We start from the raw sequence: 18167 nt of genomic DNA, 5'->3' as shown, positions 1-18167 counted from the left end.
TCGGGGCCGCGCTGTCCGTCCCGCTCGCGGCCGGGCCCGGGGCCGCCGCCCCGGCGTCCCCGGCGGTCCCAGCCCCACGTGGTGCCGGGACCGCCGTGCACTCCAGCGGCCACAGCCCGTCGGTGGCCGCCCGCGTCCCGGCCCGCCGGGACCGCGGGCCGCGACCGGACCCCGGCCCGGGCGGCGGCGTGCGGGCCACCCGCCCGTCCCGCGCCGACGGCAGCCGCAGGTCCAGCTCCATCGTCCTACCCATCACGCACACCTCCCGTGTCGTGCCGTCTCGTGCCGTGTCGTGGCGTGCAGGCGGGCCCGGGCGGTCACCCCCGGTCGGCCGGCTTCACCAGGTCCCAGACCCCGGGACCGGCCCGCATGCGCAGCACCACCTCATGGGGTGGCTCGTGCGGTTCCTCCACCGAGCGCGCGAGCACCCGCCAGCAGCTCAGCCGGTCGCCACCGATCGGCATCGGTGACGGGAACGGCCACGGCGACTCCTCGATCCACTGGTCGCGCACTCCCGTGATCAGGAAACGCTCCCCGCGGCGCGTGGGGCGCCGCTGGAACTCGACCGGCTCACCGTTCTGCCAGCGCACGTCGATGGCCGCCGGGTGCCGCCCTCGGAACAGTCGCGAGAAGCCGCCCACTACCACCACGCCCCTTCCCGGTCGGCGGGCCTCGGCTCCCGCTCCCCGGTCTCGGTCCCGGGCGCCCGGCGACGGGGTGCTTCCCCCACCCCGCACACCGGACGCCCGGACATCGAACGCGCGTTCGACCTCTCTAGTAGAACGCGCGTTCGACCCGGCGTCAAGTCGGCCGTCCGGGCGTTCGCCGGGCGGCCCGGGCACGCGCCGGGCGACCGTGGCGACCGCCGGGCGCGGCAGCCGGCGGTCCCGGCCCGCGGACGTCGGCCGGGCGTGATGTGATGGGGCCATGCATCCGGACACCGACCGCGCGGCCGGCACCGGCCACGCCGGGCGGTGGGGCTCGTGACCGCGGCTCCGGCCCGCCCACGCCTGGTCGGTCTCGGCCGGGGCGAGTTCGCCGACCGGCTGGCCGAGGCCATCGACGTCTACGTCACCGCCATGAACTATCCGCGCTCCACCGCGCGGCAACGCCGCTCGCTCTGGCTCGAGCACTCCTACCGGCCCGGCTGGCGTGCGGTCGGCTGGCTCGACGAGCACGACCGGCTCACCGGGATCGGCTACGGCTACTGGGGCGGTCCCGGTCAGTGGTGGTTCGAGGAGGTCCGGCGTGGGCTGCGCTCCCGGCGCGGGGATCCGGAGGCGGCCGGGACCGAGTGGCTGACCGACTACTTCGAGCTCACCGAGCTGCACGTGCACCCGGGCGCCCAGGGCTCCCGGATCGGCGAGCGGTTGCTGCGCGCGCTGGCGTCGGACACCGGGCGCTCGCGCATGCTGCTGTCCACGCCCGAGTACGGCCCCCGGACCCCCGGCCGGGCGTGGCGGCTCTACCGCCGGGCCGGCTTCGAGGACGTGCTGCGCGAGCACCTGTTCACCGGTGACCCGCGCCCGTTCGCCGTCCTCGGCCGGGAGCTCCCGCTGCTCCCCCCGGAGCAGGGAGCGGATCACCCGACACACGCCCCGGCGTGACACGGGAGCTGTCGGGGCCGGGTGGCACGATGACCGGCATGCCGTTCCCCAGCACCGCCGACGTCCCGCGCCGCCGTACGAGGGCCCGGTGGAAGGCCGCGGTACTGCTCGCGGTGCTGACCCTGATCACGCTCACCGGTTGCACCCGCGTGCAGGTCGCGATGGCCGTGCAGCCGGACGACACGGTGGACGGCGAGATCGTCATCGCCACCCCCGAGGGGAACGGCCCCGAGGTGACGGTGCCGCCCGAGCTGGAGGACAAGGTCGAGCTCTCGCCCTACGACGAGGACGGCTTCGTCGGGTCGCGGGCGTCGTTCGACGACCTGACCTTCGCGGAGGTCTCCGAGCTGGCCGCGCTGGGCGGGTCCGCCTCGAGCCGGGCGAACCTGGAGATGCGCCGGGTGGGCGAGCGGATCTCGGTGCAGGGCCGGGCCGATCTGACCACCATGGCGGTGGACCGCTCGGACGTCCGGCTGGCGATCAGCTTCCCGGGCGAGATCGTGGAGACCGACGGTGAGGCCGACAGCGGCACCGTCACCTGGAACTTCGCCCCGGGCGAGGTCACTCCGCTGAACGCCTCGGTGGTCTCCACCGATCCGAACGCGCCGTCGGCGGTCGGCTGGACGCTGCTGCTGACGGTGCTGGTCGGGGTGGCGGCCGGCGCGACCGTCCTGCTCGCGCGCCGCGACCGCAACCCTGTGTTGCGGCGGTAGCGGTCCCGTGCGGGGCCCGGTGACCGGACCCCGCACGAGACACGGGGATCAGACCGGCAGGACGGCCTCGGACTCGACCCGGTCCGCGGTCCCGCGCGGCACGGCGAGCCCCAGTCGCTCGACGAGCTCGGTCGTCGCCGTCGAGCGGTTGAGCGAGTAGAAGTGGATGCCCGACACGCCCTCGGCGATGAGCCGCTCGCACAGCTCGCCGGTGACCTCCATGCCGGCCGCCCGGAACGCCTTGGCGTCCCCGGTGTAGGGCTCCAGCCGCTTCACCAGGTCCGGCGGCAACGGCGAGCCGGACAGCTCCGGCCCCTTGTGGAAGGTCTTCTCCGAGGTCAGCGGCATGATCCCGGGGATGACGGGCTGGTCGAACCCGGCCGCGGCGACCCGGTCACGCAGCCGGAGGAAGCCGTCGGGCTCGAGGAACAGCTGGGTCACCGCGAACTCGGCGCCCGCCCGGAACTTCCCGATCAGCCGCTCGGTGTCGGCCTCCAGGTCGGCCGAGCGCGGGTGCCCGTACGGGAACGCCGCCACCCCGACGCAGAACGGCCCGGAGCGCTTGATCAGCGAGACGAGCTCGTCGGCGTACTCCAGTCCCTCGGGGTGCTTGACCCACTCGCCCAGCGGGTCACCCGGGGGGTCACCGCGCAGGGCCATGATGTTGCGCACGCCGGCCGCGGCCAGCGATCCGATCACGTGTCGCAGCTCGTCGGTCGAGTGCGACACCGCGGTCAGGTGGGCCATCGAGCACAACGTGGTGTCGGTGGCGATCCGCTCGACGGTGCGCACGGTGCGGTCGCGGCTGGAGCCGCCCGCACCGTAGGTCACCGACACGTACGCCGGGTCGAGGACCTCCAGCCGGCGGATCGCCCGCCAGAGATCTGCCTCGCCCTGGTCGTCCTTCGGCGGGAAGAACTCCACCGCGAAGAAGGGGCGGTCGACACTGATCCGTTCGGTCACCGTGGATACAGAAGTCGTCGTCACGAGGGAGACCTTACGTGCCGATCCGTCCCCTGTAAGCCCGGAGAAAGATCACCGCACCCCCTTGCGACAGGTCCCACCTGCGGTCGACCGGCGCCCGACGATCTCGCCGGATAGCCTGGAACCGTGGTGCACCGTCCCGCTTCCATGCCCGATTCGTCCGGCTCGACCCCTTTCGTGGGGGCCGGTCCGGCTCCGCTGGACGACGCCCTCCCCCAGCACGTCGAACGCGTACTGGCCGGGTACCTGGACCAGCGCCGGGCCGACGTGCTGGGCGTCGATCCGGCGGTGACCCGGGTCGCGGACGCGCTGGCGGGGTTCGTGCTGGGCGGCGGCAAGCGGCTGCGGCCGACGTTCGCCTGGTGGGGCTGGCGCGGCGCGGGCGGCGATCCGCAGGCCGAGCACGCCCAGGGGGTGTTGACGGCGATCGCGTCGCTGGAGCTCGTCCAGGCCTGCGCCCTGGTGCACGACGACCTGATGGACGCCTCGGCCACCCGCCGCGGCCGGCCGACGGTGCACGTGGAGTTCGCCCGCACGCACGCGACGAACGACTGGTCCGGTCCCGCCGCCCGGTTCGGCGCGGCGGTGGCGATCCTGGCCGGTGACCTCGCCCAGGTGTGGGCCGACGACATGTTCCGCTCCGCGGCGCTGCCCGAGGGGGCGCACGCACGGGCGGCCGAACCGTGGCAGGCGATGCGGACCGAGGTGTTGTCCGGGCAGTACCTGGACGTGCTGGCACAGGCGTCCGGGGACACCTCGGAGGACACCGCACTCAAGATCGACCGGTTCAAGACGGCCGCCTACACCGTCGAGCGGCCGCTGCACCTGGGCGCCGCCATCGCCGGTGCCGACCAGCAGGTCGTGGGTGCCTACCGCCGCTACGGCGCGGACATCGGCGTCGCCTTCCAGCTGCGCGACGACCTGCTCGGCGTGTTCGGCGACCCACGGGTCACCGGCAAACCGGCCGGTGACGACCTGCGCGAGGGCAAGCGGACCATGCTGATCGCCTCCGCGCTGCAGCGGGCCGAGCAGCGCGGGGACCGGGCCGCGCACGACATGGTGACCGGCGCACTCGGCAACCCGGAGCCGGACCTGGAGCGGGTGCGCTCGGCGCTGTCCGAGCTCGGCGCGGTCCAGGCGGTCGAGCAGCGGATCGCCGCGCTGACCGGGTCCGCCCTGGACGCGCTCGACGCCGCCCCGGTCGCCGAACCGGGCCGGCGCAACCTGTTCGAGCTGGCCGAGCGCGCCACCCGGCGGGCCTGGTGAAGCGGATCGAGGGGCGCACCGACCACGTCGTCGTCGTCGGCGCAGGCCTCGCCGGGCTGTCCGCGGCCCTGCACCTGCTCGGGTCCGGCCGCCGCGTGACGATCGTGGAACGCGAGACCTTCCCGGGGGGCCGGGCGGGCCGCCTCGACGTCACCGACGACCACGGCGAGTACCTCCTCGACACCGGCCCCACCGTGCTGACCATGCCGGAGCTGCTCGACTCCGCGCTCGCGGCCGTCGGCGAGACGACGGCCGACCGGCTCGATCTCGTCCGGCTGGACCCGGCCTACCGGGCCGAGTTCGCCGACGGTTCCGCGATCGCGGTGCACACCGACGCCGCGGCGATGGAGCACGAGATCCGCGAGACGTGCGGTCCGGACTCGGCAGCGGGCTACCGGCAGCTGCGCCGCTGGCTGACCGACCTGTACCGGGCCGAGATGACCTCGTTCATCGGCGCGAACATGGACTCCCCGTTCTCCCTGCTCGGACCGGAACTGGCCCGGCTGGCCGCGCTCGGCGGGTTCGGGCGGCTCGGGCGGCGGATCGAGCGGTTCCTGCCCGACGAGCGGTTGCAGCGGATCTTCTCGTTCCAGGCGTTGTACGCCGGGGTCGCGCCCCGGCACGCGCTGGGCGCCTACGGCGTGATCGCCTACATGGACACCGTCGCCGGGGTGTGGTTCCCGCGCGGCGGGATGCGGTCGGTGGGGACCGCGCTGGCCGCGGCCGCGGTCGACGCCGGCGCCGAGATCCACTACGGCCGCACGGTGACCGGGTTGCTCCGCTCGGGCGACCGGGTGGCCGCCGTACGCCACACCGGACCGGACGGGGACGACGGCACGGAGACCGCGTGCGACGCCGTCGTCCTCACCCCGGAGCTGCCGGCCGTGTACGAGCTGCTCGGCGGTGCGCCGCGCCGGCCGGCCGGCCTGCGCTGGTCGCCGTCGGCGGTGGTGGTGCACGCGGGGATGCCCGCGTCCACGCCGGGCACCGCCCGGGAGCACCACACGATCTCGTTCGGCGCCGCGTGGGACGGCACCTTCCGGGAGATCATCGACGACGGCCGCCTCATGAGCGACCCGTCGCTGCTGGTCACCCGGCCCGGGTCGACCGACCCCGGCCTGCAGCCCGCCGGGCGGGAGCTGCTGAGCGTGCTGGCGCCGTGCCCGAACACCGTCGTCGCCCCGGGCGTCGACTGGGGCCGGGTCGGCCCGGCCTACGCGGCCGAGCTGTTCGGGGTGCTCGCCGAGCGCGGGCTGGTCGACTCCGCCGCCGAGCCGAGCTGGACCCGGCTGTGGACACCGCAGGACTGGGCGGACGCCGGGATGGCCGCGGGCACGCCGTTCTCCGCCTCGCACACCCTGGCCCAGACCGGGCCGTTCCGGCCGCGCAACCTCGTGCGCGGTGTGGCGAACGCGATACTCGCCGGCTGCGGCACGACGCCCGGGGTCGGCATACCCCCGGTGCTGATCTCCGGACGGCTGGCCGCCGAGCGGATCACCGGTCCGCGTCCGGCCGAGCGCTCCGACCGGGCCACGAGGCCCCGGGTGGTGCACTGAGGGCTGCGACCCCGCTGCCCAGGGCCGCAGCGATCGTGCGGACCGGCACGTGGGACGATTCACCCACGATGACCGCCCAGCCCTCGCCCCCGCTCCCCCGCCCGGCGGACCCCGGTCCGGCGGTCCCGGCCGGGGACGCGAGCGATCCCCGGGACGGCGCCCCGGCCTCCTCCCGACCGGGTCTCGTCGACCGGCTGGGCCGGCCCCCGCGTGGTGTCCTGCTGCTCGGCCTCGCGGGCACGGTGCTGATGTTCCTCGGTGCCCCCGGCGGGGGCGGCATCCCGATGCGGGACCCGCTCCTGGGCAACTCCTGGCTGTCGTTCTGGCGGTACGGCCACGGCCAGATGCTCGCCTCGATCGTGATCTACGCGGGCCTGGTCCTCATGGTGTGGGCGTGGGTCCGGCTGGGACGGGAGGTCCTCGCCGGCCGGGTCGGCGGGCGCGCGGTGCTGACGCTGTCCGGGGTCTGGGCGCTGCCGATGCTGGTGACGCCGCCGCTGTTCACCCGGGACCCGTACAGCTACCTCGCACAGGGGGCCCTGCCGCTGGCCGGGTACGACCCGTACGTCTTCGGGCCGGACGCGATGGGCGGGATCTTCACCGACAACGTCCACTTCTTCTGGCAGGACACCCCGGCGCCGTACGGGCCGCTGTTCATCCTGCTGGCGCAGGGCATCGTCCTGCTCGTCGGCAAGAACGTGCTGCTCGGCGTGATCGCGATGCGACTGGCGCTGCTCACCGGTGTGGCGCTGCTGATCGCCGTGCTCCCGGCCCTGACCCGGCGGCTCGGCGGGCGACCCGCGGTGGCGCTGTGGGTGGCCGTCGCGAACCCGGTCATGATCGTCCACATGGTCGGCGGGGTCCACAACGACCTGCTCGTCGTCGGGCTGCTCCCGCTGGCCGCGGTGCTCGCCCTGCAGGGCCGGGTCGGATGGGCGGTCGCCGTCGGCTCGCTCGCCATGGCGGTCAAGGCCTCGGCGGGGTTGATCCTGCCGTTCCTGGTGCTGATCGCGGCGGCCCGGCTGTCCGGTGGGTTCTGGTCCCGGCTGGTCCGGGCCGGGGTGCCCTCGGTGGCGGTGTTCCTCGTCGTGTTCGGCGGCTGTACCTGGCTGAGCGGGTTCGGGCTGGGCTGGCTGCCCGCGCTCAGCGCGCCGTCCATGATCGTGAACTGGCTGTCGTGGTCCACCGGGGCCGGGCAGGCGACCGCCGCGCTGGCCGGGATGTTCGTCGAGGAACTGAACGAGCAGGCGTTCGTCGACACCTTCCGGGCGATCGGCGGCGGGGTGCTCGCGCTGCTGATCGTGGGCCTGTGGTGGACGGCGCGCCAGGGCGGCACGGTCGCGATCCGGAACGCGGCGATCGCGATGGCGTTCGCCGCCGTGCTGTCGCCGACGACGCTGCCCTGGTACCTGAGCTGGGGCTTCTGCCTGCTCGCGATGACCGCGTGGAGTGCGCGCGGCATGCAGTGGGTGGTCTTCGGCTCGATCTGGCTGATGATCGTCTACTTCCCGAACGGCGAGACCGCGCTGTACGCCTGGCCGTACCTGGTGCTGTGCGCCGCCGCCGGCGTGTTGGCTGCGGTGTCGCTGCTACGCCCCGACCCGTTGGGGCTGCGCCGTACCCGGCTCCGGGACAGCCCGGCCGATGCCACCGCCGTCCCTGCCGCACCCGCCGACGCACCCGAGGTCCCCACGGTGAACGATGCCCTCCCCGGCCGCGGCTGAGCGGGCCACCCGCGTCGAGCTCGACGCCGCCGGCCTGACCGATCCCGTACTGCGCGAGGCGTACGCCGGCTGTCGCGCGCTGCACGCCCGGCACGGGCGGACCTACTACCTCGCGACCCGGCTGCTCCCGCCCGGACGGCGGGTGGACATCCACGCGCTCTACGGCTTCGCCCGGTTCGCCGACGAGATCGTCGACGACCCCGACGGGGTCGGAGGGGGCGACCCGCACGCCACGCTGGACGGGCTCGACCGCCAGCTCGCGGCAGCGCTGGCCGGGACCCCGCTGTCCGACTCCCGGCCCGAAGTGATCGCGGTCGCCGAGACCGCCCGCCGGCACGACCTGGACCCGCAGCTCTTCCGGGACTTCATGGTCTCGATGCGGATGGATCTCACCGTGACCGACTACCCGTCCGACGCCGACCTCGCCGTGTACGTGCACGGTTCGGCCGCGGTGATCGGCCTGCAGACGTTGCCCGTGCTCGGGACGGTGGCGCCCCGCGCCGAGGCGGAACCGCACGCTGCGCTGCTCGGGGTCGCCTTCCAGATGACGAACTTCCTGCGCGATGTCGCCGAGGACCTCGACCGCGGCCGGATCTACCTGCCGGCCGATGAGCTCGCGGCGTTCGGGGTCGACCGTGAGCTGCTGACCTGGTGCCGACGTACCGGGCGTGCCGACCAGCGGGTCCGCCGGGCCCTGGCCCACCTGGTCGCCCGTACCCGCGCCACCTACCGGCGGGCCGACCCGGGGATCCCCATGCTGGAACCGGTGTCGCGGGCCTGCGTCGGCGCGGCACGAACACTGTACTCGGAGATCCTCGACGAGATCGCCGACGCCGACTACGACGTGCTCGGCCGTCGCGTCGCGGTGCCGCACCGGCGCCGCGCCGCCGTCGCCCTCCCGGGGCTGGGACGGGCGCTCGCCGAGCGAGGACGGCAGTCCACCCGCGCCCGCTGGGGCCGTCTCGGGCGGTGATCCGCTGCGGCCTCGCCGCGCGGCCGGGCACCGCCTCGGTCCACGGCGGTCCGCGCCTCGACGGCACGGTGATCGCTCGGTCCGGCGGGCGCATGGCCTTCGGCGCGGCAGCACACCCAGTCGTCCCGCGGGCCGTGTGATCGACACCGATGCGCCGGCGCGGCGGCCTCCGCAGGTGGCGCCGGGGTCGGTCGCCGATGTGCCGGGGGCGAACCGCGCACACGGGCGCCCCGGTCCGGACGCCCCGCAGGCCGGCGCGTGCTCCCTCCTCGGAAGGCTCCGGGGCTCACGGCGCCCGCGAGCCCGACCGCGCCGGTTGCGGGCCGGCCCACCCGGTCGCCCACCGTCCGTGCGATGGCCTCGGAGCCGCGCCGGGCCGCACTGCACGCGGCGCAAGGTCGTTCGACCGGGTCGGCGGCACCGCGGTCAGAACGGCGGTTCGTCCGGCGGTGCGCGGTCGGTCGCCGCGGACTCGGGATCGGTGGCCGGCGTCGCCGCCTCGGTCGAGGTGGCCGCCGGCTCCTCCGGTTCAGGTTCCTCCGGTTCGGGTTCCTCCGGTGGGGTCGGGAACAGGGGCCGTTCGTCGAACTCGGCCTGCAACGGACTCCCCAGACCCGGCACGGCCTCGACCTGCCCGACCTCGGCTTCGGGGCCGGGTAGCGGGTCGGGTAACGGTGGGCAGACCGGTTCGCCGCGGGCGGTGTAGAACCGGCCCAACGGGCTACGCCACCGGAACACCCCCGGCACCGGTTGCCGCACCCGCCAACGTCCGGCGGTCTTGATCGCATGATGAAACACGCAGAGTGGACCGAGATTATCGCTGGTCGTCGGCCCGCCGTACTGGTGATCGTCCGTGTGGTCCTGCTGGGCCTTCCGCGCCGGACGACGACACCCGGGGAACACGCACGTGCGATCCCGGACCTCGACATGACGCCGCAGCGCCGGGTGCGGGAACCGCTCCCCGGAGCGCCGATCCAACTCCGCCAGCAGGGTGGCGCGGTCGGCATACTGGGCGGCCAGGTCGGCGATCAACGGCCCCCACCCGGGTGGCGGGTCCACAGCGAGCTCTTCGAGCAGGGTGGCGGGGACCTGCAGTTCGACGGTGCCGCCATGAGCCTGCCGGATCAGTGGACGCCCACCCGGGCCGGGAGGTCGGGGTGGGCGGCGGCGGGTGGTGCCGGCCAGAACCAGGTAGCCGTCGGCGTCGGTGATCGCAAAGCGCCACTCGGCGTACTGCTGGCGGGCCAGACAGTCGCGGGCGATGTGGGCGGGAATCGGGCCGAGGCCGGGGATCTCGCCGGGGTGGTCGTCGTGGCCGAGCAGGGTGGACAGACGTAGGCGGATCTCGATACCCGGCCGGGCGCGTTCCGGGATGGGGCGTGCGCCGCCACCGCCGCTGCCGCCACCGGGTCCACCGCCCCGGGGACCACCACCGCCGCCGTCACCATCGCTGGGGCCGCCTGCGTCGGGACCGTCATCGTGGGGGCCGCCGGAGTTGCCGTCGCCGGGGTCGGGGCCGGGGTCGGGGTCGGGGCCGTCGTTGTCGCCGCCCTCGGCATCGCCGGGATGGTCACCGTTGTCGTTGCCTCCGCGGTCACTGTGACCGTCGTCCTCACCCCCGTCGACACCCCCAGAGTCGGAGTCGGAGTCAGAGTTCGGGGCGGGGTCGGAGGCCGACTCGGAGTCACCGGCACCGCTGGTGTCGCCTCCGGCATCGGAACCAGAGGCGCCGGGACTGGTCGCGTCGTCGTCTTCGCCGGGGTTGTCGGTATCGCCGTCGGCCTCGGTGCCGGCCCGGCTCGACCGGCCACTGTCGTCGCTGTCGCTGCTGTCCGCACTGTGCTCGCGGCTACCGCCATGCCGCGCAGCGATCCCGGTGGACCCGGTGCCGGCGTTGGTGCCGGTGTCGGTGGCGGACCCGGATGCTGAGCCGGGGTCGCAGTCGGCGTCGGTGCCGGTGCAGGAAGCCGAGTCAGAGTCGGCGTCGGCGTTCGTATCGGTGCCCGAGTTCGAGTCGGAGTCGTGGTCGGAGCCCTCGCCGGTCCCGGTAGCGGCATCATGGTGCGCTCCAGTCGCGGTCTCCGTGCCGGCACCGGTGTCGGAGCCGGTACCGGTACCGGTACCGGTGGCGGAGTCGAACTCGGAGCCGGTGCCGGTGGCCGCGTCGGTACCGGTGCCGCTCGACTCACCGGTCTCCGGGTCAGGTGCAGTGGCCCGGGCCAGCATCACCGCGATGATCTCGTCGTGGCTCAGCGTGTGCAGACTGCCGTCCTGCAACGCAGTACTCAGATCCGCCCGAATCGCCGGCAACGGCTCCGGATGCCCAGCAGCACGCACCTCACGAGCCAAACCATCCACACGCTCACACGCCGCCTGCGCCGCCGTCGGGTCCAACCCGGTCGCGGTGAGCGTGGCGGTGCCGTCCTCATCGAGGTAGCACACCAGCCGCCGCTGCTGCAGCGCCTTCCGATACCGGCGCCGGGCGGCCTCCGGGTCGATCGCCAACACCATCCGCCGCAACCGCGCCCGCAACTGCCCCGTGGTCAGATCGGGCGCCGGCGGCAGCAGGGCGGCGCAGATACGGGCGTTCTGGGCATCGGTCAAGGGCTCCAGATAGTCGGCGAACAACATCGCCTTCGCCCGATCAATGTTCCCCGCGGTGAGGGAGGCGTGCACCGCTGGCAGCCGGTGGATCAGCGTGTCGGCCAGGGCGTACTCGCGCCAGGCGGTGACCTCGGTCAGCGTCAACGCTGCCGCGATCTCCAACCCGCAGTCGGCGGGTGCCTCCTCGAGCCGGGCGATCCGCCCGGCGGGGGCGAACGGGTCGCAGTGCCCGACCTCGGCCAAGATCGCCAACTCCGCAGCATCACTGTGGGAACGCTGCCGCCGCCACGCCTGCAGCACGGTCACGGTGTCGTGATTGGCGACCCGGGTGGGGTCGATCCCGGCCAGCAACGCACCCAGTTCGGGGCCGGGCGGGAGGTCCGCCAGCCCGTCGGGGAGCACCACCGGCTGCTGCATGGGTCGAACATATCTTCGAGGTCCGACACTTTCGGGGCGTCCGAGGCCGCTGGAGGCGGGATCGACAGAATTTCTTGGTGAAAAGTTCGCGGCGATCCCCGGAACAGCGGGCTGCTCGCGCAGGGAGGCTCTGCTCGAACCCGGCACGGGCACTCGACCGAGCCCGCCCCGCGCTTCGACCTCAGATGATCGTCGGCGTCCTGCGCGGGCTGACCACCGCCGGGCCGCGGGTGCCCGCGGACGTCGGCTGCGGGTGCCCGCGGACGTCAGCGTCGTGGGTTTCGACGACACGGTCCTGGCCGGGCGGGCCCGACGAACGCCCGCCCGGTTCTGCTCGTCGAGGCCGTCCGTGCCGCCGTCGACGGCGGCACGCTGATCTCCCCGGAGGAGCTGTGCAAGCCGTGCTGGACCGGCCGCCCGCCGGCATCAGCGCGACCTCGCCCCACCACCGAACGGATGTCGGGGCACGCGCAGGAGAAGCCCCGGAAGCCGGGCACGCGCAGGACACCGGCCTCACCGGAGTGACCCGGATCGCCACGAACCCGGCGTCGAGGACGGACGCCATGCTGATCCGCCGCCGACGCGGGCCACGGTGGAGCGTGTGTAACCCGGCGAACCCCGAGCGAGTCAGAACGCCATCGCCTGCGCGCGGCGCTTGACCTCCTTGTGCCGCCCCGCCCGGATCGCCCCGATCGGCGAGCCGGGCAACGACTCGTCGTCGGTGAACAACCAGGCCAGGATGTCGCGGTCGTCGTAGCCGCCGTCGCGCAGCACCATGATCGTGCCGGACAGGCCGCGCACGACCTCGTCGCCGTCCAGGAACACTGCCGGGACGACGACCTCGCCCTCGTGCTTGAGCGACAGCAACTGACCGTCGCGCACCAGCTGGATGACGCGGGAGGCGGGGATCGACAGCCGGGCGGCGACGTCGGAGACGGCCAGCGTCTCCTCGGTGACCGCCGCGGGGAGGGACTCGTTCACAGCCGAACACTGTTTCATACGGACCCGCCGCCGCCCACCGTCCGTACCCGCCGGTTCACCCCGTTCCGCGACGCACCGCCGCGTGCGAGCCCGCCACACCCCGCGGACCACCCGCACGGACCGTGACCGACGCTGAAGTAGCCTTCCCGGCGTGAATGCACCGTCCGGACCGGCCGATCCCGGCACGCCGGGTGGGGCCGGGCGGATGGTCGCCGACGGCCCCTCCCCCGCGCTGCTCGACGGCCGCTACCGGATCGGACCGGTGCTGGCCCGCGGCGGGATGTCCACTGTGTACCACGGCACGGACACCCGGCTGGAGCGCGCAGTCGCGATCAAGGTCATGGACCCGCGGATGGCGGGTGACCAGGCGTTCCGCACCCGTTTCGACCGCGAGGCACGGCTGGCCGCGCGGATCGACCACCCCTCGGTGGTGGCGGTGTACGACCGGGGGACGGTCCCCGCCGGGCCTCTGGGCGAGCCGAGCCTGTTCGTCGTCATGGAGCTCGTCGACGGGGGCACGCTGCGTGACGTGCTGCGGGCCCGCGGCGCGCTCGGGCTGCCGGCCGCGGTCCAGGTGCTCGAACCGGTGCTGGCCGGGCTCGCCCGCGCGCACCGGCTCGGCATGGTGCACCGCGACGTGAAGCCGGAGAACGTGCTCATCGCCTCGTCCGGCGAGGTCAAGGTCGCCGACTTCGGGCTGCTCACCGCGGCCGCCGAGGCGGGCGTGAGCCACGCCGGGATGATCCTCGGGACGATGGCCTACCTCTCCCCCGAGCAGGTCGAGACCGGCCGGGCGGACGGGCGCAGCGACGTCTACGCCGCCGGCGTCGTCCTCTACGAGATGCTCACCGGCCAGCCGCCCTACACCGCGGACAACCCGCTGTCGGTGGCCTACCGGCACGTGAACGAGGACGTCCCGCCGCCCTCGGCCCTGGTGCCGGGGCTGCCGCGCGAGATCGACGACCTGGTCGCGCGGGCCACCGCCCGCGACCCCGAGCACCGCCCGGTCGACGCCGAGCACTTCCGCCAGGAGCTGATCGCGGTCGCCGAGCGGCTGGGGCTGCCCCGTACCGGTGTGCCGCGCCCGCCCGGCCCCCCGCCGCCCGACGACGGCGCGACCCTGCCCGCGTCCCCGCGGCGGGTCCGCGCGGACGCCGCCGAGCGACCGTCCGGCACCCGGGTGCAGCCGCGCGGCGCGCACGGCACCGCGGTGACCCCGGCCGGCGAGCCGGAGGCGCTGTCGCGGGGTGAGCTGCGCACGCAGCGCCGCCGCGGCCGGCGGGTGTTCGCGCTGTGGATGGTGCTGCTGGTGCTGCTCGCGGCCTTGGCCGGTACCGGCGCGTGGTGGCTGGGGTCGGGCCGCTGGACCACGATGCCCGCCGTCGCCGGCCTCGACCGGGAACGGGCGGCGACCCTGATCGCGGAGGCGGACCTGACGCCGTCGGTGGACGAACGGGCCGACGACCAGGTCGCCCCGGACGTCGTCGCCGAGGTCGACCCGGCCGCCGAGACCCGCGTGCTGCGCGGCTCGACGGTCACGCTCATCGTCTCGACCGGTCGCCCGGCCGTGCCCGACGTGCCGGCCGGGAGCGCCGTCGCCGACGTCGAGGCGGCCGTGCGGGAGGCCGGGCTGACCCCCGTCCGGTCGACGAGCGCCGAGGAGTACAGCTCGGACGTCCCGGCCGGTGCGGTGATCCGGACCGACCCCGCGGCCGGGACCCGGCTGCCGGGCGGGTCCGCGGTCACGCTGGTCACCAGCAGCGGCCCGGAGCCGGCCCCGCCGCCACCGGCCCCGACCCCGGAGCCCGAGAAGCCGTCCGGGGTGCCGTTCGTGATCGGGGAGTCGGTCGACGACGCCGAGGAGCTGCTCGAGTCGGAGGGCTTCGACGTCGACGTCGAACGCAGCTTCCCGTTCGGGCGCCGTGACGGCCGGGTCGTCGGTCAGGAGCCCGGACCGGGCGACGACGCGGAGCCGGGCGACACGATCACCCTGACCGTCCTGTAGACCGGCGAGTCAGAGCCCGAACGAGGACCGCTCCCGCGCCCCGATCGCCGGGAGCTGCGCCCCCACCACCGTCACCGCGAACGCACCGACCCGGACCGCGTGGCGGGCCGCGTCGGCCAGGGGGTCGCCTGCGGCGAGCCGGACCGCGACCGCGGCGAGGAACGCGTCGCCGGAGCCGGTGGTGTCCACCGGCTCCACCGCGAGCGCGTCGACGACCGTCCGCACGCCGGCGTCGTCGACCACACAGCCCTGCGCGCCGTGCGTGACGACCGTGCGGGCGACCGGGTGCTCCCCGAGCAGCGCGGCCTCGTGCTCGTTGACCACGAGCACGTCGGTGACCTCCAGCAACCCGTCCGGCACCGGGCCGAACGGGGAGAGGTTGAGCAGCACGGTCGTCCCGGCCGCGCGGGCGGCCCGGGCCGCGGCCAATACCGTTGCCTGCGGGATCTCCAGGGAGAGGGTGAGGACCGCGACGCCGTCGAACGGCGGCAGGTCGGCCGCCGAGAGCGTCCGGTTCGCCCCCGGCGACACGACGATCGTGTTGTCCGCACCCGCGTCGACGGTGATCACCGCGGTGCCGGTGGCGGTGTCCGGGCGGGTGGCGACGCGCGCGACGTCGACGCCCGCCGCGGCCACGGCGTCGCGCACGAGCGCGCCGTGCGCGTCGGCGCCCACCGCACCGACCATGGTGACCTCGCCGCCGAGGCGGGCGGCGGCGACGGCCTGGTTGGCCCCCTTCCCGCCGGGACCGACGACGAGGTCGGCCCCCGCCACCGTCTCCCCCGCCGACGGGAACCGTTCGGTCCGCACCACCAGGTCGGCGTTCAGCGACCCGACGACGAGTACCCCGTTCACCGCACGTCCTCCAGCTCCCGCGACTCCCGGCCGTCCGCCTCGGCGGTCGCCGGCCGCGGGATCAGCAGCGACAGCGCCAGCGCACCGGCGGTACAGGCGGCGCCGACCAGCATGCCCGCCGTGTACCCGGCGGCCGTCGCCTGCTCGCTCCCACCGACCGCCACCTGCACGGCGGGCAGGATCACGAAGCTGATCCCGGACCCGAGGTTGAACGCGCCGGCGTTGAGCCCGGGCAGCATCCCCGGGTTCTCCGGCGGCGACAGCACGACACCCAGGCCGTTGAGCACGATGTTCGCGATGCCGGCATAGGTGACGCCGAGCAGCAGGGTCGCGATCACCAGCACGGTGAACGACTGCACACCGGCGAACGCCATGACCAGTGTCGCCAGCACGCTGCCGGCGAGCCCGATCCGCAGGACGAACCGGTAGCCGAGCACCGGTGCGAGCCGCCCGGCGAAGGGCCCGACCAGCCATCCGACCAGCGCGTACGGGGCGAGCAGCACCAGCGCGGTGAGGTCGGCCTCCAGGCCGAACCCGGCCCCGGCGTTCTGGGCGAGCGAGGCGACCAGCCCGTTCACGACGGCGAACACGCCGGTCATGGTCAGCAGCGTGGTGCCCAGCGTGGCCCAGGTGGCACGGCGGCGCAGGTGGCGGGTCGCGATCAGCGGCTGCTCGGTGCGGTCCTGCAGCCGCCAGAACACCACGAACGCGACCAGTGCGACGACCGCGTACCCGCCGACCAGCGGCCAGTCCGCCGCCGCCAGGCCGCCGGCCTCGTCGAACGCCAGCAGCAGCGCGCCCACCGAGACGACCAGCGGGACGACGCCGCGCCAGTCCATCCGGGTCCCGGCCGACGGCGCCGAGTCGACGCCCCACACGGCGACGCACACGAGCGCGACGACCGTCGTCGCCGCGATCACCAGGAAGATCGCGCGGAAGCCGTACGCGGTGGCGAGCCAGCCCCCGAGCAAGGCGTCGACCCCGGCCACCCCGCCGTTCACGGCGGTGATCAGGCCGAGCGCGGCGCCGTAGCGGCGCGGGTCGGCGATCTCGCTGCGCAGCATGAGCAGCCCGATCGGCACCACCGGCCCGGTGATGCCCTGCAGGATCCGGCCCGCGAAGAGCATCCCGACGTTCACCGCCAGTGCGGCGATCACGCTGCCGACGAGCATCACGGCCAGCATCACCAGCAGCACCCGCCGCCGGCCCGCGATGTCCGAGAGCCGCGGCAGGAACAGCGAGAACATCGCCGCCAGCGTGAAGAACATCGTCTGCGACAGGCCGATGGTGGCCTCGTCGGTGCCGAGCTCGCCGGCCATCGTGACCAGCGCCGGGCTGAGCATCGAGGCGTTGAGCTGGAACGCGACGCAGGCGGCCAGGACCGCGACGACCAGGGTGACGACCGGGCGTCGGCCGGTGGCGCTCATGCCGGACGCTCCGACGCGGTCAGGCTCGGCTCGCCGATGCGGGCCAGCGCGCCGGTCACCAGGTCCCAGAACCGCCCGTGGTCGAGCTCGAGCGCCGCGTGCGTGCGGCAGCCCTGCGGGGCCGGGCCACGCAGGTCGGTGACCGTCATGCCGGCGGTGTACCGGCCCGCGGTCTCGACGACGATCGGCGCCGGCACGGTGCGCACGACCGTCGGGTCGATGACGTGCGCGACGGCGCAGGGGTCGTGCACCGGCGGCGCGTCGAACCCCTGCGCGGCGCGGTAGCTGTGCTCGAAGAACTCCAGCAGCTCGTCGACGAACCGGGCCGGTCCGGTCCCCACGGCGCGGATCGCGCGGCGGACCTCCGGCGTGGCCAGGGCCTGGTGGGTCAGGTCGAGCCCGACCATGACGACCTCCCAGCCGGCCCCGAAGACGATCTCGGCGGCCTCCGGGTCGATCGCGATGTTGAACTCCGCGGCGGGGGTCAGGTTGCCGCCGTGCACGGCGCCGCCCATCAGCACGACCCGCCGCACCCGCTCGACGATCTCCGGCGCGCGCCGGGCGGCGAGGGCGATGTTGGTCAGCGCACCGGTGGGGACCAGGGTGACGGTGCCCGGCTCGTGTGCCAGCACGGTGTCGATGATCAGGTCGACGGCGTGGGTGTCGACGACGTCGAACGCGGGCTCGGGCAGCTCCGGCCCGTCCAGGCCGGTGTCGCCGTGGATGTCCGCCGCGACCGCGGCCGCACGCAGCAGCGGGCGGTCGGCACCGGCCGCGAACGGGACACCGGTGATCCCGGCCAGCGTCGCCACCGACAGCGCGTTGCGGGTGACCTTGGGCAGGGTCTGGTTGCCGGCCACGGTCGTGACGGCGAGCAGCTCGATCCCGGGGTCGCCGTGGGCGAGCAGCAGCGCGATCGCGTCGTCGTGCCCGGGATCGCAGTCCAGAATGATCTTCTCCGCCATGCGCGGAACTCCACCTCGTCGTAGATCGGGTCGCCGATCGGGCTGTGGGCCGGATCGGGCGGCGGGCGCCCGGCCGGTCGGGCCGGACGT

14 protein-coding genes are annotated in these 18167 nt (G+C 74.6%); 7 read left to right on the top strand and 7 right to left on the bottom strand.

All coding sequences use genetic code 11. From position 1 onward, the window contains the following. Positions 1 to 317: 317 nt before the first annotated feature. Positions 318 to 650 carry a hypothetical protein gene (locus BM093_RS20590; protein WP_245773665.1) on the bottom strand — a complete coding sequence of 111 codons (333 nt, stop codon included), beginning with the start codon at positions 648 to 650 and terminating at the stop codon, positions 318 to 320. A 333-nt stretch (positions 651 to 983) separates the two neighbouring features. Between BM093_RS20590 and BM093_RS20585 the strand changes: the two genes are divergently transcribed. Next, positions 984 to 1607, top strand: coding sequence for a GNAT family N-acetyltransferase (locus BM093_RS20585; protein WP_177238601.1), 624 nt, complete (start codon positions 984 to 986; stop codon positions 1605 to 1607). Between the two features lie 38 nt (positions 1608 to 1645). Beyond that, positions 1646 to 2320 carry an LppM family (lipo)protein gene (locus BM093_RS20580; RefSeq protein ID WP_093347338.1) on the top strand — a complete coding sequence of 225 codons (675 nt, stop codon included), beginning with the start codon at positions 1646 to 1648 and terminating at the stop codon, positions 2318 to 2320. Positions 2321 to 2368: 48 nt separating this feature from the next. Here the strand turns inward: BM093_RS20580 and BM093_RS20575 are convergent, their stop codons facing one another. After that, entirely contained in the window at positions 2369 to 3307 is a 939-nt protein-coding gene (locus BM093_RS20575; protein ID WP_093347124.1) for a methylenetetrahydrofolate reductase, read from the bottom strand. A gap of 144 nt (positions 3308 to 3451) precedes the next feature. Here BM093_RS20575 and BM093_RS20570 point away from each other — a divergent pair, with 144 nt between their 5' ends. From BM093_RS20570 to BM093_RS20555, 4 genes are all read left to right on the top strand, one after another. Continuing rightward, entirely contained in the window at positions 3452 to 4570 is a 1119-nt protein-coding gene (locus tag BM093_RS20570) for a polyprenyl synthetase family protein (protein ID WP_093347121.1), read from the top strand. Further along, positions 4567 to 6126: a phytoene desaturase family protein gene (gene crtI, locus BM093_RS20565; protein WP_093347118.1), complete on the top strand. Its 1560-nt coding sequence runs from the start codon at positions 4567 to 4569 to the stop codon at positions 6124 to 6126. Before BM093_RS20570 ends, crtI begins: the two co-directional genes overlap by 4 nt. A gap of 68 nt (positions 6127 to 6194) precedes the next feature. After that, positions 6195 to 7850: a polyprenol phosphomannose-dependent alpha 1,6 mannosyltransferase MptB gene (gene mptB, locus BM093_RS20560; RefSeq protein WP_177238600.1), complete on the top strand. Its 1656-nt coding sequence runs from the start codon at positions 6195 to 6197 to the stop codon at positions 7848 to 7850. After that, a complete protein-coding gene (locus BM093_RS20555; RefSeq protein ID WP_093347114.1) occupies positions 7828 to 8823 on the top strand; it encodes a phytoene/squalene synthase family protein in 996 nt (331 codons plus the stop codon). Before mptB ends, BM093_RS20555 begins: the two co-directional genes overlap by 23 nt. A gap of 426 nt (positions 8824 to 9249) precedes the next feature. Here the strand turns inward: BM093_RS20555 and BM093_RS20550 are convergent, their stop codons facing one another. After that, positions 9250 to 11991, bottom strand: a complete 2742-nt coding sequence (locus BM093_RS20550) for an HNH endonuclease signature motif containing protein (RefSeq protein ID WP_177238599.1) — start codon at positions 11989 to 11991, stop codon at positions 9250 to 9252. A 480-nt stretch (positions 11992 to 12471) separates the two neighbouring features. Beyond that, a complete protein-coding gene (locus BM093_RS20545; protein WP_245773664.1) occupies positions 12472 to 12825 on the bottom strand; it encodes an Rv2175c family DNA-binding protein in 354 nt (117 codons plus the stop codon). 151 nt (positions 12826 to 12976) lie between these two features. Here BM093_RS20545 and pknB point away from each other — a divergent pair, with 151 nt between their 5' ends. Then, positions 12977 to 14830: a Stk1 family PASTA domain-containing Ser/Thr kinase gene (pknB, locus tag BM093_RS20540; protein WP_245773663.1), complete on the top strand. Its 1854-nt coding sequence runs from the start codon at positions 12977 to 12979 to the stop codon at positions 14828 to 14830. Positions 14831 to 14839: 9 nt separating this feature from the next. Here the strand turns inward: pknB and BM093_RS20535 are convergent, their stop codons facing one another. From BM093_RS20535 to uriH, 3 genes are read right to left on the bottom strand one after another with little or no spacing between them, the layout of a single operon-like run. Next, positions 14840 to 15685, bottom strand: a complete 846-nt coding sequence (locus tag BM093_RS20535; RefSeq protein WP_093347098.1) for a ribokinase — start codon at positions 15683 to 15685, stop codon at positions 14840 to 14842. Beyond that, positions 15682 to 17112: a uridine transporter UriT gene (uriT, locus tag BM093_RS20530; RefSeq protein WP_093347093.1), complete on the bottom strand. Its 1431-nt coding sequence runs from the start codon at positions 17110 to 17112 to the stop codon at positions 15682 to 15684. Before uriT ends, BM093_RS20535 begins: the two co-directional genes overlap by 4 nt. Further along, positions 17109 to 18077 (bottom strand): uridine-preferring nucleoside hydrolase UriH, encoded by a 969-nt coding sequence (gene uriH / locus BM093_RS20525; RefSeq protein ID WP_093347089.1) that lies wholly within the window; start codon positions 18075 to 18077, stop codon positions 17109 to 17111. Before uriH ends, uriT begins: the two co-directional genes overlap by 4 nt. Positions 18078 to 18167 lie beyond the last annotated feature (90 nt).

Source organism: Pseudonocardia ammonioxydans (assembly GCF_900115005.1).
In the GTDB taxonomy this organism is placed as follows: Bacteria; Actinomycetota; Actinomycetes; order Mycobacteriales; family Pseudonocardiaceae; genus Pseudonocardia; species Pseudonocardia ammonioxydans.
This window is presented reverse-complemented; position numbering and strand designations above follow the sequence as displayed.